Below are 13,955 nucleotides of genomic sequence, written 5' to 3' on the forward strand. Positions count from 1 at the left end.
GTGGGTCGCCTGTTCGGGACCGACGGCGTCCGGGGTCGTGCCAACGCCGACCTCACGCCGGAGCTGGCGCTCTCGGTGGCTCGTGCCGCCGCAGGCGTGCTCGCCGACCGCGACGGGACCTCGCGTCCCGTCGCGGTCGTCGGCCGCGACCCCCGGGCCAGCGGGGAGATGCTGGAGGCCGCCGTCGTGGCGGGCCTGGCCAGCGCGGGGGCCGAGGTGCTCCTCGCCGGTGTCGTGCCGACGCCGGCGCTGGCGCACCTGACCGGGTCCACCGGCGCTGACCTCGGCGTCATGATCTCGGCCAGCCACAACCCGATGCCCGACAACGGCATCAAGCTGTTCAGCCGCGGCGGGCACAAGCTGCCCGACGCCCTCGAGGCCGCGATCGAGCAGGCCGTCACGGCCGGGGGCGCGACCGACCACCGCCCGACCGGGGCCGGGATCGGCCGGGTCCGCGGTCTTCCGGACGCCGCCGACGAGTACGTCGCGCACCTGCTCTCGACCGTCGACCGGCCGCTGTCCGGGTTGACCGTCGTCGTCGACGGGGCGCACGGCGCGGCCGCGGGCATCGCGCCCGAGGTCTACCGGCGTGCCGGTGCGACCGTGCACGCCATCGGCTGCGAGCCCGACGGCTGGAACATCAACGACGGCATCGGCTCGACCCACCTGGAGCCGCTGATCGAGCGGGTCCGCGCGGTGGGCGCCGACCTCGGCCTCGCCCACGACGGGGACGCCGACCGCTGCCTGGCCGTCACGGCCGACGGCGACGTCGTCGACGGCGACGCGATCCTCGCGGTGTGCGCGCTGGCGCTGCACGAGCGCGGCGCCCTGACCGGCGACACCGTCGTCGCGACCGTCATGAGCAACCTGGGCTTCCACCACACGATGCGCGACGCCGGCATCGCCGTGCGGACGACCGCGGTGGGTGACCGCTACGTGCTGGAGGCGCTGCGCGCCCACAACCTGAGCCTGGGCGGCGAGCAGAGCGGGCACCTGGTCTTCCTCGACCACGCCACCACCGGCGACGGCGTCCTCACCGGCCTGGCGCTGATGTCCCGCATGGCCGGCGCCGGGGCCTCGCTGGCCGAGCTCGCCGGCGTGGTGCAGAAGCTCCCGCAGGTGCTGATCAACGTGCCCGTCCGCGACCGCATCGCCGTCGTGGAGAGCGACGCGGTCGCCGAGGCGGTCAACGGGGTCGAGGCCGAGCTCGGCGACGCCGGCCGCGTGCTGCTGCGCCCGTCGGGTACCGAGCAGCTCGTGCGCGTCATGGTCGAGGCGCCCACCCAGGAGCAGGCCGACGAGGTGGCCCAGCGCCTCGCGGGCGTCGTCGCGGCCGTCGGCTGACCGCCGCGGTGTGACGACTGGGGTCCACGGGGACCCCTGGGGCGCCCCTGGTGCGCCACGCCGCGGCGTGGACGGATCGGTCCGCCACTGCCGGTAGCCTGGGTCAAATGTGCGGAATCGTTGGTTACGTCGGCCCTCAGGACGCCACGGGCGTGGTCCTGGAAGGCCTTCGGCGACTGGAGTACCGGGGCTACGACTCGGCGGGCATCGCCGTCGTCGCGGACGGTGAGCTCAGCTCGGCGAAGAAGGCCGGCAAGCTGGCCAACCTGGAGAAGGTGCTCGCCGAGCGGCCGCTGCCCGCCGCCACGGTGGGCATCGGGCACACCCGGTGGGCCACCCACGGCGGTCCGACCGACCGCAATGCGCACCCGCACCTGTCCGCGGACGGCTCCGTCGCGGTGATCCACAACGGGATCATCGAGAACTTCGCAGCGCTGCGCAGCGAGCTCGAGCGCACCGGCATCGAGTTCGGGTCCGAGACCGACACCGAGGTCGCCGCCCACCTGCTCGCCGCCGCCTACCGGGAGACGCCCGAGGGCGAGGGCCGGCTGGCCGAGGCCATGCGCGCGGTGTGCCGCCGCCTGGAGGGCGCCTTCACCCTCGTCGCGACCGCCGTGACCGAGCCGGACACGCTCGTCGCCGCCCGCCGCAGCAGCCCGCTGGTCGTGGGCGTCGGCGAGGGCGAGTACTTCCTCGGCTCCGACGTCGCCGCCTTCATCGGCCACACCCGCGAGGCGCGCGAGCTGGGCCAGGACCAGGTCGTCGAGATCGACCGCGCCCGCGGCCTGACCGTCACCGACTTCTCCGGCACCCCCGTCGAGCCCAAGGCCTACACGGTCGACTGGGACGCCGCCGCCGCCGAGAAGGGCGGCTACGACTGGTTCATGCTCAAGGAGATCGCCGAGCAGCCGCAGGCGGTCGCCGACACCCTGCTCGGCCGGCTGGGCGAGAGCGGCGAGCTGGTGCTCGACGAGGTCCGGCTCTCCGACCAGGAGCTGCGGGACATCGACAAGATCTTCGTCGTGGCGTGCGGCACCGCCTACCACGCCGGGCTGATCGCCAAGTACGCCATCGAGCACTGGACCCGCATCCCCGTCGAGGTCGAGGTGGCCAGCGAGTTCCGCTACCGCGACCCGGTCCTGGACCGCTCGACGCTGGTCATCGTCATCAGCCAGTCCGGCGAGACGATGGACACCCTCATGGCGCTGCGGCACGCCCGCGAGCAGAAGGCGCGCGTGCTGGCGATCTGCAACGCCAACGGCTCGACCATCCCGCGTGAGTCCGACGCCGTGCTCTACACGCACGCCGGCCCGGAGATCGCCGTCGCCTCGACCAAGGGGTTCCTCACCCAGGTCGTGGCCTGCTACCTCGTCGGCCTCTTCCTCGCCCAGGTGCGCGGGATGAAGTTCGAGGACGAGGTCGCCGCGATCGTCGACGACCTGCGCCGGCTGCCCGAGGCGGTCGGGGCGGTGCTGGCCGAGATGGAGCCGGTGCGCGAGCTGGGCCGGTCGCTCGCCGACGCCGGCACGATCCTCTTCCTGGGCCGCCACGTGGGGTTCCCGGTGGCGCTCGAGGGTGCGCTGAAGCTCAAGGAACTGGCCTACATCCACGCCGAGGGGTTCGCGGCCGGTGAGCTCAAGCACGGGCCGATCGCGCTGATCGACCAGGGCACCCCCGTCGTCGTCGTCGTCCCCTCGCCGCGCAGCCGCGAGTCGGTGCACGGCAAGGTCGTCTCCAACATCCAGGAGGTGCGGGCCCGCGGCGCCCGCACCATCGTGATCGCGGAGGAGGGCGACGAGGACGTCGTCCCCTACGCCGACCACCTGATCCGCGTGCCCCGCACGCCGACGCTGCTCGCGCCCGTGGTCACCACGGTGCCGCTGCAGGTCCTGGCGTGCGAGATCGCGGCCACCCGCGGCCTCGACGTCGACCAGCCGCGCAACCTGGCCAAGTCCGTCACCGTCGAATAACGCAGACTGGGCCCGTGATCATCGGGGTCGGGATCGACGTCGTGCCGGTCGAGCGGTTCGCCGCGTCGCTGGCCCGGACTCCCGGGCTGCGCGACCGGCTGTTCACCGCGGCCGAGCAGCGCACGCCCTCGGGTGCGCCGCGCACCGGTGAGTCGCTGGCCGCGCGGTTCGCCGCAAAGGAGGCGCTGGCCAAGGCCCTCGGCGCGCCCGGCGACCTGCACTGGCACGACGCCGAGGTCACCGTGGCCGAGCACGGCCGCCCGCACCTCGAGGTCCGCGGCAGCGTCGCCGGCCGGGCCGCGCAGCTCGGCGTGAGCAGCTGGCACGTCTCGCTCAGCCACGACGGCGGCATCGCCTCGGCCGTGGTGGTGGCCGAGGGCGTCGCCCGCGGGGACGCCGGATGATCGGCCTGCACACCGCCGACGAGGTCCGGGCCGCGGAGGCGCCGCTGCTGGCTGAGACGCCGGAGGGCGCCCTGATGCAGCGCGCCGCCACGGGGCTGGCCACCGTCGCGGGCCGGCTGCTCGGCAGCGTCTACGGTCGCCGCGTCGCGCTGCTGGTCGGCAGCGGGAACAACGGGGGCGACGCCCTGTTCGCGGGCAGCCGGCTGGCCGACCGCGGCGCCCGGGTGACCGCGGTCCTGCTCGACGCCGGACGGGTGCACGCCGCCGGGCTGGCCGCGCTGCGCCGCGCGGGTGGGCGGGTGCTCGCGGCCGACGCACCGGACGCCGCCACGGCGGTCGCCCGCGCGGACCTCGTCCTGGACGGGATGGTCGGCATCGGCGGCCGCGGCGGGCTGCGCGGCCACGCCGTCGAGCTGGCCCGCGCCGCTGCCGAGGGCACCGCCGTGACCGTCGCGGTCGACGTCCCCAGCGGCGTCGACGCCGACACCGGCGAGGTCGACGGCGAGGCGTTCGCAGCGATGCACACGGTCACCTTCGGCGCGGTCAAGCCCGGGCTGGTCGTGGGGGAGGGCCGCGGGCACGCCGGGCAGGTGCACCTCGTCGACCTGGGCCTGGGCCCCCACCTGCCGCCGCCCGGGGCCTGGCAGCTCACCGACGCCGACGCCGCCGCCTCCCTGGAGCCGCCGTCGGCCGGGGACGACAAGTACTCGCAGGGCGTCGTCGGGATCGTGGCCGGCTCGGCCGCCTACCCGGGCGCCGGCGTGCTCTGCACCGGCGCCGCGCTGCGCACCCGGCCGGGGCTGGTCCGCTACGCCGGCGGTGCCGCGGACGGCGTTCGCGCGGCCTGGCCCGAGGTGATCGTCACCGCGGGCCGCCCGTCGGACGCCGGGCGCGTGCAGGCGTGGGTCGTCGGGCCGGGCGCGGGCACCGACGACGCCGCCCGCGAGGTGCTGGCCGAGGTGCTGTCCACCGACCTCCCGGTGCTCGTCGACGCCGACGCCCTCACCCTGCTGGCCCGCGAGCCCGAGCTGGTGCGCCGGCGGACCGCCCCCACGGTGCTCACCCCGCACGACCGGGAGTTCGAGCGTTTCGGCACCACCGTCGGCACCGACCGGATCGGCGCCGCCCGCCGGCTGGCCGCCGACCTCGGCGCCGTCGTCCTGCTCAAGGGCGACGCGACCGTGGTCGCGGACCCGGACGGGACCGCCTTCGTCAACGGCACGGGCACCTCCTGGCTGGCGACCGCGGGCACCGGTGACGTGCTCAGCGGCATCGCCGGCAGCCTGCTCGCCACCGGCCTGCGGCCGGTCGAGGCCGCAGCGCTCGCCGCGCACCTGCACGGCCGCACGGGGCAGCTCGCCTCGGCCCGCGGCCCCCTGGTGGCCGGCGACCTGGTCCGGCGGCTGCCCGCCGCCGTCGGGCGCGTGCGCGGGCTGATCCCGGACGGGCTGGGAGACTCGGGGGCGTGACGAACGCGAACGCCGCAGCCGGCCGGGCCGAGGTGGTGGTCGACCTCGACGCGATCGCGGCGAACACCGCCGTGCTGCGCGAGCGGGTCGGCCGGCCGCTCATGGCGGTGGTGAAGGCCGACGGCTACGGGCACGGCCTGGTGCCGGCCGCCCGCGCGGTGCTCGCCGGCGGGGCCGACCACCTGGGCGTGGCCGTCGTGGACGAGGCGCTCGCGCTGCGCGCCGCGGGGGTGACCGCGCCGGTGCTCGCCTGGCTCAACGGCCCGGGTACCGACGTCGCAGCGGCGCTGGCGGCCGACGTCGAGCTCTCCGTCAACGCCGGCTGGGGTCTCGACGACGTCGTCGCCGCCGCGCGTGCCGCCGGCACGACCGCCCGCGTGCACCTGGCCGTCGACACCGGGCTGTCCCGCGAGGGGGCCACGCCCGACGAGTGGCCCGCCCTCGTCGCGGCCGCCGCCCGCGCCCAGGCCGACGGCGACGTCGCCGTCGTGGGGCTGTGGAGCCACCTCGCCTACGCCGACGCGCCGACGCACCCGACGATCGGCGCGCAGGTGCGGGTGTTCGAGCAGGCGACGGCGGTGGCGCGGGACGCGGGCCTCACCGAGGCGCGCCGGCACCTGGCCAACTCCGCCGCCACGATCGCCCTGCCCGCGACCTGGTTCGACCTCGTCCGCCCCGGCATCGCCCTGTACGGGCTGGACCCTCTGGGCGGCGACCCGGCGGCCCACGGCCTGCGCCCGGCGATGACGGTGCGCGCGCAGGTGGCGCACACCAAGCGGGTGCCGGCCGGGTCGGGCGTCTCCTACGGGCACACCTACACCACGGACGCGGCGACGACGCTGGCCCTGGTACCGGTCGGCTACGCCGACGGGATCCCGCGGGCCGTGGGGAACAGGGCGCCGGTGCTGGCCGCGGGGCGGCAGCGGACGATCGCCGGCCGGGTCTGCATGGACCAGTTCGTGCTCGACGTCGGGGACGACGCGATCGCCGCCGGTGACGACGTCGTGCTGTGGGGGCCCGGCGAGGGCGGCGAGCCGACCGCGCAGCAGTGGGCCGACGCGGGCGACACCATCCACTACGAGCTGGTGACCCGCGTCGGTGGCCGCTTCGCGCGCCGCTACGTCGGCTCGGCCGGTTCGGTCTGATGGCGCGCGCACCCCACCCCCAGCCGTCGCACCCCCACCCCACCGCGCACGCGGTCGGCGTCGTCGGGGCGCTGGTCGGGCTCGCGGCGGCCGGCACGGCCGCCGGGGTCGCGCTCACGCGCATCGCCCGGCGCCGGCTCGCCGTCGAGGACCCGCGCCCGGCCGACCTCGCCGCCGTCCCCGACGCCGAGCTGCGCGCGAACGACCCGCTCGGTGCGGAGGCGCGGCGGGCGGACCGCACGACGGTGGTGCGGGCCGACGACGGCGTCCTGCTCAACGTGGAGGAGGTCGGCCCGCTCGACGCGCCTCTGACCGTGGTCTTCGTGCACGGCTACACGCTGTCGATGGGGTCGTGGGCGTTCCAGCGCCGGACCCTCGCCGCGCAGCTGGCCACCGCGAACGGCCACCGGCCGACCGCCCGGCTGGTCTTCTACGACCAGCGCGGGCACGGCGGCTCGGGCCGGGGCTCGAGCGAGCACTCGACGATCGAGCAGCTCGCCCGCGACCTCGCCGCCGTGCTCGCGGCCCGGGCGCCGCGGGGGCCGGTGGTGCTGGTCGGGCACTCGATGGGCGGCATGACCGTGATGGGCCTGGCCGACCTGAGGCCCGAGCTGTTCGGCACCCGCGTCGTCGGGGCTGCGCTGCTGTCCACCTCCAGCGGGAACCTGGCCGACCTGAACTTCGGCCTGCCCGAGTTCCTCACCCGGATACGGGCCGCGGTCATGCCGGTGGCCGCGTGGACGATGCGGCGCCGGCCGGCCTTCGCCGAGCGCACCCGGCGGGTCGCCGCCGACCTGGTCTCGGTCGTCACCCGGTCGCTGTCGTTCGCCTCACCGGACGTCGACCCGGCGCTGGTGCACTACGTCGACGCGATGATCGCCGGCACGCCCGTCGACGTGATCGCGGAGTTCTACCCGGCGCTCGCCGGGCTGGACGAGACCGGGGCGCTGGAGCCGCTGCGCCGAGTCCCGACCCTGGTGCTCACCGGCGACGCCGACCGGATGATCCCCAAGGAGCACAGCGAGCTGATCGTGGAGCGGCTCGGGCGGGCGGGCGAGAGCAGGGTGGAGTTCGTCGTGGTCCCCGACGCCGGCCACATGGTGCTGCTGGAGAAGCCGGACGTCGTCGACGAGGCGCTCACCGGCCTGCTGCGGCGGGTCGCCGCGGTGAACCCGGCGGTGCGCTGAGCCGACGCCGGTCAGCCGCCGTCGCCACCGCCACCGCCACCGCCCGCGTCGCCGCTGTCCCCCATGCCCGGGCCGCCGAAGCCCATCGCAGCTGCTGCCCCGCCCCCGAGGTAGGCACGACGGCCCAGGTCGCCGGGGTGCATCTCGCGGGACGGGCGGCGGGCGCTCCGGGGCGCGAGGACCACCGGACGCGGCTCGAAGATCTCGTCCCGCAGACGGGCGTCGGGCATCGCTCCGCGCCCGTGCAACGCCACCGGGACGGCACTGCCGGCGTCGGCGGGCGGCCGCTCCGCGAACTCCTGCAGGGCGCGCCGGCCCGCCGCGGTGGGGTGCGGGTGCGTCCGCCGGCCGAGCCCGAACGGGAGACCGTGCCGGAGGAGCCCGTCGGCGGTCAGGTGCTGGAACTCCTGGTCGAGCCGCTGATCGCGCTCGAGCCGCCAGCAGACCGACTCCGCCGACCGGTAGCCCCGGGAGCCGACGGCGTCCAGGACGGCCGCCTCGACGGGGTGCGGGGAGGTGGGCACGGCCGCGTGGAACTCACCGGACGGCTCGATGCGGATGCGGCCGGACTCGACCAGCGCCACGAGTGCGGTGTCCACCAACCGCGGGAAGCCGCCGGCGAGGACCGCCACGTCGTAGACGTCGAGTGCGCGCGTGCTCTCGGGGATTGTCATGATCGCCCGCCCTTCGAGAGGTGGGACGCGGGTTGTCGCACACGGAGCCTCCCCTCCCGGACGTCCCCGGCACAGGGACCAAAGGACGTCCTCAGGGTGCGACGTCGTTAGGGTGCGCGGGTGGCTGCAGCACCCCGCCCGCCGCGGTTCGACGCCCCCGCCGAGGAGGTGGCGCGCACCGCCGCCGCGGCTCCCGACTGGGCGGCGCTGGCCGAGGCCGCACGCGGCTGCACGGCCTGCCCCGAGCTGGCCGCCACCCGGCAGCACGTGGTCGTGGGCGACGTGCCGGCGTCGGGCCGGCCGCGGCTGGTGCTGGTCGGCGAGGCGCCGGGCGCCACCGAGGACGAGACCGGCCGCCCGTTCGTCGGCAGGTCCGGGCAGCTGCTGGACCAGCTGCTCGCCGAGGCCGGGCTCGACCGCGCGCAGGTCGCCGTCCTCAACATCGTGAAGTGCCGCCCGCCGGCCAACCGAACGCCGAGGACCCCGGAGGTGGCGCGGTGCAGCGGCTGGCTGCACCGCCAGCTCGACCTGCTCGACGCCCCGGTGGTCGTGGCGCTGGGCCTGTCGTCGGCGAAGTGGTTCCTCGGCCCGCGGACCGTGCTGGCCGCCGTCCGCGGCCGCCCGCACGAGGTCGGCGGACGGTCGGTCTGGGCGACCTACCACCCCTCGGCGGCGATCCGGTTCGGGCCGAAGGGGGCCCCGCGGGCCGGGCTGCTGGCCGACCTGACCGCCGTCTCCGCCACGCTGAGGAGGACCGCGTGAGGGCCGAGCACCTGCTGCCCACCGTCGAGGACACGGAGCGGCTGGGCGCCGAGCTCGCCGGCATCGTCGCCCCGGGGGACCTGGTGATCCTGGTCGGCCCGCTGGGGGCCGGCAAGACGGCGCTGACCCGGGGCCTGGGCCGCGGGCTGGGCGTGACCGAGCCGGTCACCTCGCCGACGTTCGTCATCGCCCGCGTGCACACCGGCGGGCGGCTGCCGCTGGTGCACGTCGACGCCTACCGGCTGGGCGGTGCGGCCGACGTCGACGACCTGGACCTCGACGTCACCGTCGCCGACTCGGTGACCGTCGTCGAGTGGGGGCAGGGACTGGTCGAGCAGCTGACCGACGAGCACCTCGAGGTGCGGCTGGAGCGCCGCGACGACGACGTCCGCACCGCGCTGCTGGTGCCGCACGGTCCCGGCTGGGAGCAGCGGATCGGCTGAGGTCCGGCTCAGTCGCGGAAGACCACCGTCCGCAGCACGACGAAGTTCCACGCCGTGCCCAGGCCCTGCGAGATCGCCCAGGCCAGCGTGATCCTCCAGGACGACTCCGGCAGCACCACCAGGGCGAGGGCGTTGACGCCGAGGATCAGGAAGAAGGTCGTGCCGTAGAGCAGCGCGAACCCGCCGGCCCGCCTCGCGCCGCCCTCCACCTGGAAGGCCCAGCGGCGGTTGAGCGCGTAGGCGGTGGTGGTGCCGGCGACGAAGCTCAGCGCGCGGGCGACCCAGGTCGAGAGCCCGAGGTGCAGGCCGAGGGAGTAGACGCTCAGGTCGACGACGGCGCTGAAGCCACCGACGAGCGCGAAGCGGACCAGCTGCCCGAGCAGTCCCGGGCGGGCCGCTGCCGCCGCGTCGTCCTGGGCCACGACCACGTCCTCCCGATGCGTCCGGCGCGTCGCCGGGTCCCCGGGCATTCTTCCCGGTGCGTCCGCGCGCACTACCCTGGCCTCTCGTGCTCGTCCTCGCGCTCGACACCGCCACCCCGACCCTCGTCGCGGGTGTGGCCCGGTGGTCGCCGGACGGCGCCGAGGTGCTGGCCGAGCAGGCCGTGCCCTCGGGCACCAAGCACGCCGAGCTGCTCACCCCCGCGATCCGCGCGGCGCTGGAGGACGCCGGGGTGGTGCTGGCCGACGTCGAGGCGGTCGTCACCGGCCTGGGTCCGGGCCCGTTCACCGGGCTGCGCGTCGGGATCGTGACGGCCGCGGCGCTGGCCGACGCGCGCGGGCTGCCCGTGGTGGGCGTCTGCTCCCTGGACGCCGTCGGCTCGGGAGCGCGCACCGTGGTCACCGACGCCCGCCGCAAGGAGGTCTACTGGGCCGCCTACGACGCGGCCGGCGCGCGGGTGGACGGGCCGGGTGTCGTGCGCCCCGAGGACCTCGGCCGGCCCGGGCCCTTCACCGGCGACCCGGCGTTCGCCGAGCGGCTCGGCGCGCCGGTCGCGCCCGCCGCGGTGACGACGGCGGGGCTGCTCCGCGCGGCCTCGGACCGGCTGGCCGACCCGTCGTCGGCCGCGCCGCTGGTGCCGCTGTACCTCCGCCGTCCCGACGCCGTGCCGCCCACGGCGATCAAGGCGGTCACGCGGTGACCGCGCTGCGCCCGATGCGCCTGACCGACCTGCCGACCGTCATGGCGCTCGAGGAGGAGCTCTTCGCGCCGGACACCTGGACCGCGGCGATGTACCGCGACGAGCTGGCGCAGACCGACACCCGGCACTACCTGGTGGCCGAGGACGACGGCGCCGTCGTCGGGTACGCCGGGCTCATCGCCTACGACGACGAGGCGCACGTGGCCACCATCGGCGTCACCGGTGCCCGCCAGGGCCAAGGCATCGGCGCGCAGCTGCTGGACGCGCTGCTCGCCGAGGCCGACCGGCGCAGCCCCGTCGTGCTGCTGGAGGTGCGGGCGGACAACGAGCACGCGCAGGAGCTGTACCGGCGGCGCGGGTTCGCCGAGATCGGCCGGCGCCGGGGCTACTACCAGCCGAGCGGTGAGGACGCCGTCGTGATGAAGAGGACCAAGCCGTGAGCGAGCCGTTGGTGCTGGGCTTCGAGACCTCCTGCGACGAGACCGGGGTCGGCATCGTGCGCGGGCACACGCTGCTCGCCGACGCCCTGGCCACCTCGATGGCCGAGCACGAGCGCTTCGGCGGGGTGGTGCCGGAGATCGCCTCGCGGGCGCACCTCGAGGCGATGGTGCCGACGGTGCACCGGGCGCTGGCCGACGCCGGCATCCAGGCCTCCGACATCGACGCGGTGGCGGTGACCAGCGGCCCCGGGCTGACCGGCGCGCTGCTGGTCGGGGTGGCGGCGGCCAAGGCCTACGCGCTGGCGCTGGACAAGCCGCTCTACGGGGTCAACCACCTCGCCGCGCACGTGGCCGTCGACGAGCTGCAGCACGGCCCGCTCGCGGAGCCCTCCATCGCGATGCTGGTCTCCGGGGGGCACAGCTCGCTGCTGCTGGTGCCCGACCTGGCGCAGGACGTGCAGCCGCTGGGCCGCACCATCGACGACGCCGCGGGGGAGGCCTTCGACAAGGTGGCCCGCGTCCTCGGCCTGCCGTTCCCGGGCGGCCCGCCGATCGACAGGGCGGCGCGCGACGGCGACCCGTCGGCGATCGCGTTCCCACGCGGGCTCACCGGGTCCCGGGACCCGGTCTACGACTTCTCCTTCTCCGGCCTGAAGACCGCCGTCGCCCGCTGGGTGGAGGCCCGGCAGCGCGCCGGCGAGCCGGTGCCGCTGGCCGACGTGGCGGCGTCCTTCCAGGAGGCGGTCGCCGACGTGCTCACGGCCAAGGCGGTGCGGGCCTGCCGCGACCACGGCGTGGACCACCTGGTCCTCGGCGGGGGAGTGGCGGCCAACTCCCGTCTGCGCGCGCTGGCCGAGGAGCGGTGTGCTGCGGCCGGGATCGTGCTGCGCGTGCCCAGCCCGAAGCTGTGCACCGACAACGGCGCGATGGTCGCCGCGCTCGGCTCGCGCCTGGTCGCCGCCGGGGTCGCGCCGTCGTCACCGGACCTGGGTGCGGACAGCGCGCTGCCGATCGACGTCGTCAGCCGCTGACACCGGTCAAGGCGAGCAGTCAGTGATCAGAATCCGCCGAGCCGGTCAGGCCGACATCCCCACCGCGGTTGCCTTCCAGCAGGAATGGCTGCCGGAAGCTCAGCTCAACGCCCAGTTGCGAGCGCCCAGCATCTACCCGCTGCGGGAGGATCACGTCCTGCTGCTCGCCCAGGAGCGCGACCTCCCTGTCGGAATGCTTTTCGGCACCGCGCCCCGGGCGATCGAGGGCATGGCCGGCCATCTGCTCGTCCTGGCGGTGAGCAGCCGGTACCGCCGCCAGGGCCTGGGGCGCCGCCTCATCCGCGAGTTCGCTCTGATAGCCGAAGCGCACGGCACCGACGTTGTGTGGGTCGACCCGATCGAGGGACCCGACGAACGAGTGTTGCTCAGCTACTACGCCAAGCTTGGCTGGACGGACAGGACGGGCATGCTCGAGGGGCGCACCGATCACCGCCGCGAGCAGATGCACGGCACCGTCGCGACGATCTTGGCCGCCGTCGGTCGCGAGGCCTAGGTCGTGGGCGCCCCCGAAAGGACGGGCGCGCTGGCCGCCGCAGGTGGATCGTCAGGCGGCGACGTCGCAGACGAGCACGGTCGGCGCGCCGGCGACGCGGGTGACGACGACGGTCGCCGACCCGCGGGCGTCGGTGCGCAGCTGCCGGGCGAAGGACTCCGGCTCGATGGGGGAGCCGCGCTTCTTGACGACGACCCGGCCCACCCCGCGGGTGCGCAGCCACGCCCGCAGCTTCTTGAGGTTGAACGGCAGCACCTCGTCCACCCGGTAGGAGCTGACCCACGGGGAGTCGGCCGGGGCGTCGGAGGTCAGGTAGGCGATCGTCGGGTCGACCAGCGTGGCGCCGAGCTGCCCGGCGACGGGCGCGACCAGTCCCGAGCGGATGACCGCGGGATCCGGCTCGTGCAGCCAGCCGCCGACCGGACCGGCCTCGGCGTGCCCCGGGTCGGCGTCGGCGGTCAGCTCGGAGACCACGCCGTCGCGCACCACCGTGGCGCGCCGCCAGGTCGCCGCGACCGCCGGGCCCCAGAGCAGCGCCTCGACGATCGAGCCGCCCACCGACACCCACTCCGCCTCGACGCCGGCCGGTACGCGGTCGTGGTCCAGGCCCGGCGCCACCTTCACCACCGAGGTCGGCACCCTCTCCAGGAGCAGCGCGACCGTCGACCACGGCGGGGACCAGCGGTCGGGGTCGAGCTGCCGGCGGCCGCCGGCCCGCCGCGCGGGATCCAGGACGGCGGCACCGCAGCCGGCCACCTCGCCGCCGCGGGCCGCGTCGACCAGCTCGACGGCGTCCCCGGCCACCACCCACACGTCGTCGGCCAGCCCCAGCGCCTCGACGTTGGCGGCGGTCAGCTCGCGGGCGACCGGGTCGACGTCGACGGCCAGCACCCGGGCACCGGCGCGGGCGAGCGCGACGGTGTCCGTGCCGGCCGCGCACCCCAGGTCGGCGACCGAGTCCGCACCGCCGGCCAGCAGCCGGGCCGCGCGGCGGGCGGCGAGCTCGGGGCGGCCGGCCTGCTCGAGGGTGTCGGCGGTGAACAGCATCCGCTCGGCGTCGGGCCCGAAGGCCGCGCGGGCCCTCACCCGCTGGCGCGCGATGCCCCACGCGGGTCCGGCGAGGTCGGCGCCCACCTCGGCACGGAGCCGGGTCAGCCCGGCGACCGGGTCGGCGCCGGCGTCGAGCAGCGCCGTCGCCCGGGTCAGGGCCGCCCCGCCCTCCGGCGTCGCCAGGGCGCGCAGCTGGCGCACCGTCTCGGCGGCCTGCGCCTCGCTGTCGGGGTCCACCGGCACAGCCTGGCGCACGGGCCGCGGCGCCCCGCCGTCACCCACGGCGGGGACCGGGTTGAGGGGCTGGCACTCTCGTAGGTAGAGTGCCAATCGACACGGGCTGGCGCCCGACCCCCGCGACGGCGGGTGCCCGGATCCCGT

15 protein-coding genes are annotated in these 13,955 nt (G+C 76.2%); 12 read left to right on the forward strand and 3 right to left on the reverse strand.

The window, feature by feature from the left end:
- The 6 genes from glmM (at position 1) to ACI79H_RS08470 (ending at position 7,519) form a co-directional block, all read left to right on the forward strand.
- Positions 1 to 1,344 (forward strand): phosphoglucosamine mutase, encoded by a 1,344-nt coding sequence (gene glmM, locus ACI79H_RS08445; RefSeq protein ID WP_456553921.1) that lies wholly within the window; start codon positions 1 to 3, stop codon positions 1,342 to 1,344.
- Positions 1,345 to 1,451: 107 nt separating this feature from the next.
- Positions 1,452 to 3,314: a glutamine--fructose-6-phosphate transaminase (isomerizing) gene (gene glmS, locus ACI79H_RS08450; protein ID WP_456553922.1), complete on the forward strand. Its 1,863-nt coding sequence runs from the start codon at positions 1,452 to 1,454 to the stop codon at positions 3,312 to 3,314.
- 14 nt (positions 3,315 to 3,328) lie between these two features.
- Positions 3,329 to 3,718: a holo-ACP synthase gene (locus ACI79H_RS08455; protein WP_456553923.1), complete on the forward strand. Its 390-nt coding sequence runs from the start codon at positions 3,329 to 3,331 to the stop codon at positions 3,716 to 3,718.
- Positions 3,715 to 5,187, forward strand: a complete 1,473-nt coding sequence (locus ACI79H_RS08460) for an NAD(P)H-hydrate dehydratase (RefSeq protein ID WP_456553924.1) — start codon at positions 3,715 to 3,717, stop codon at positions 5,185 to 5,187. Before ACI79H_RS08455 ends, ACI79H_RS08460 begins: the two co-directional genes overlap by 4 nt.
- Positions 5,184 to 6,332 (forward strand): alanine racemase, encoded by a 1,149-nt coding sequence (gene alr, locus ACI79H_RS08465; protein WP_456553925.1) that lies wholly within the window; start codon positions 5,184 to 5,186, stop codon positions 6,330 to 6,332. The genes ACI79H_RS08460 and alr overlap by 4 nt, the downstream gene beginning before the upstream one ends.
- Entirely contained in the window at positions 6,332 to 7,519 is a 1,188-nt protein-coding gene (locus ACI79H_RS08470) for an alpha/beta fold hydrolase (protein WP_456553926.1), read from the forward strand. Before alr ends, ACI79H_RS08470 begins: the two co-directional genes overlap by 1 nt.
- 11 nt (positions 7,520 to 7,530) lie before the next feature.
- Here the strand turns inward: ACI79H_RS08470 and ACI79H_RS08475 are convergent, their stop codons facing one another.
- Entirely contained in the window at positions 7,531 to 8,193 is a 663-nt protein-coding gene (locus ACI79H_RS08475) for a TIGR04222 domain-containing membrane protein (protein ID WP_456553927.1), read from the reverse strand.
- Positions 8,194 to 8,313: 120 nt separating this feature from the next.
- Between ACI79H_RS08475 and ACI79H_RS08480 the strand changes: the two genes are divergently transcribed.
- Positions 8,314 to 8,955 carry a uracil-DNA glycosylase gene (locus ACI79H_RS08480; protein WP_456553928.1) on the forward strand — a complete coding sequence of 214 codons (642 nt, stop codon included), beginning with the start codon at positions 8,314 to 8,316 and terminating at the stop codon, positions 8,953 to 8,955.
- Complete coding sequence (tsaE, locus tag ACI79H_RS08485) at positions 8,952 to 9,398, forward strand: tRNA (adenosine(37)-N6)-threonylcarbamoyltransferase complex ATPase subunit type 1 TsaE (RefSeq protein ID WP_456553929.1); 447 nt, start codon at positions 8,952 to 8,954, stop codon at positions 9,396 to 9,398. Before ACI79H_RS08480 ends, tsaE begins: the two co-directional genes overlap by 4 nt.
- An 8-nt stretch (positions 9,399 to 9,406) precedes the next feature.
- Here the strand turns inward: tsaE and ACI79H_RS08490 are convergent, their stop codons facing one another.
- Complete coding sequence (locus ACI79H_RS08490) at positions 9,407 to 9,820, reverse strand: GtrA family protein (RefSeq protein ID WP_456553930.1); 414 nt, start codon at positions 9,818 to 9,820, stop codon at positions 9,407 to 9,409.
- Positions 9,821 to 9,906: 86 nt separating this feature from the next.
- Between ACI79H_RS08490 and tsaB the strand changes: the two genes are divergently transcribed.
- The 4 genes from tsaB to ACI79H_RS08510 are packed head-to-tail and all read left to right on the forward strand — an operon-like array spanning position 9,907 to position 12,524.
- Positions 9,907 to 10,539, forward strand: coding sequence for a tRNA (adenosine(37)-N6)-threonylcarbamoyltransferase complex dimerization subunit type 1 TsaB (gene tsaB, locus ACI79H_RS08495; protein ID WP_456553931.1), 633 nt, complete (start codon positions 9,907 to 9,909; stop codon positions 10,537 to 10,539).
- Entirely contained in the window at positions 10,536 to 10,979 is a 444-nt protein-coding gene (rimI, locus tag ACI79H_RS08500; RefSeq protein WP_456553932.1) for a ribosomal protein S18-alanine N-acetyltransferase, read from the forward strand. The genes tsaB and rimI overlap by 4 nt, the downstream gene beginning before the upstream one ends.
- Entirely contained in the window at positions 10,976 to 12,010 is a 1,035-nt protein-coding gene (gene tsaD, locus ACI79H_RS08505) for a tRNA (adenosine(37)-N6)-threonylcarbamoyltransferase complex transferase subunit TsaD (protein ID WP_456553933.1), read from the forward strand. The genes rimI and tsaD overlap by 4 nt, the downstream gene beginning before the upstream one ends.
- Positions 12,011 to 12,032: 22 nt before the next feature.
- The gene (locus ACI79H_RS08510) at positions 12,033 to 12,524 is read left to right on the forward strand and encodes a GNAT family N-acetyltransferase (protein ID WP_456553934.1); all 492 of its coding nucleotides are present in this window, start codon (positions 12,033 to 12,035) and stop codon (positions 12,522 to 12,524) included.
- 51 nt (positions 12,525 to 12,575) lie between these two features.
- On the opposite strand, the gene ACI79H_RS08515 is transcribed toward ACI79H_RS08510, so the two are convergent.
- Positions 12,576 to 13,811: a THUMP-like domain-containing protein gene (locus tag ACI79H_RS08515; RefSeq protein WP_456553935.1), complete on the reverse strand. Its 1,236-nt coding sequence runs from the start codon at positions 13,809 to 13,811 to the stop codon at positions 12,576 to 12,578.
- Positions 13,812 to 13,955 lie beyond the last annotated feature (144 nt).

It is taken from the genome of Blastococcus sp. SYSU D01042, assembly GCF_054050515.1.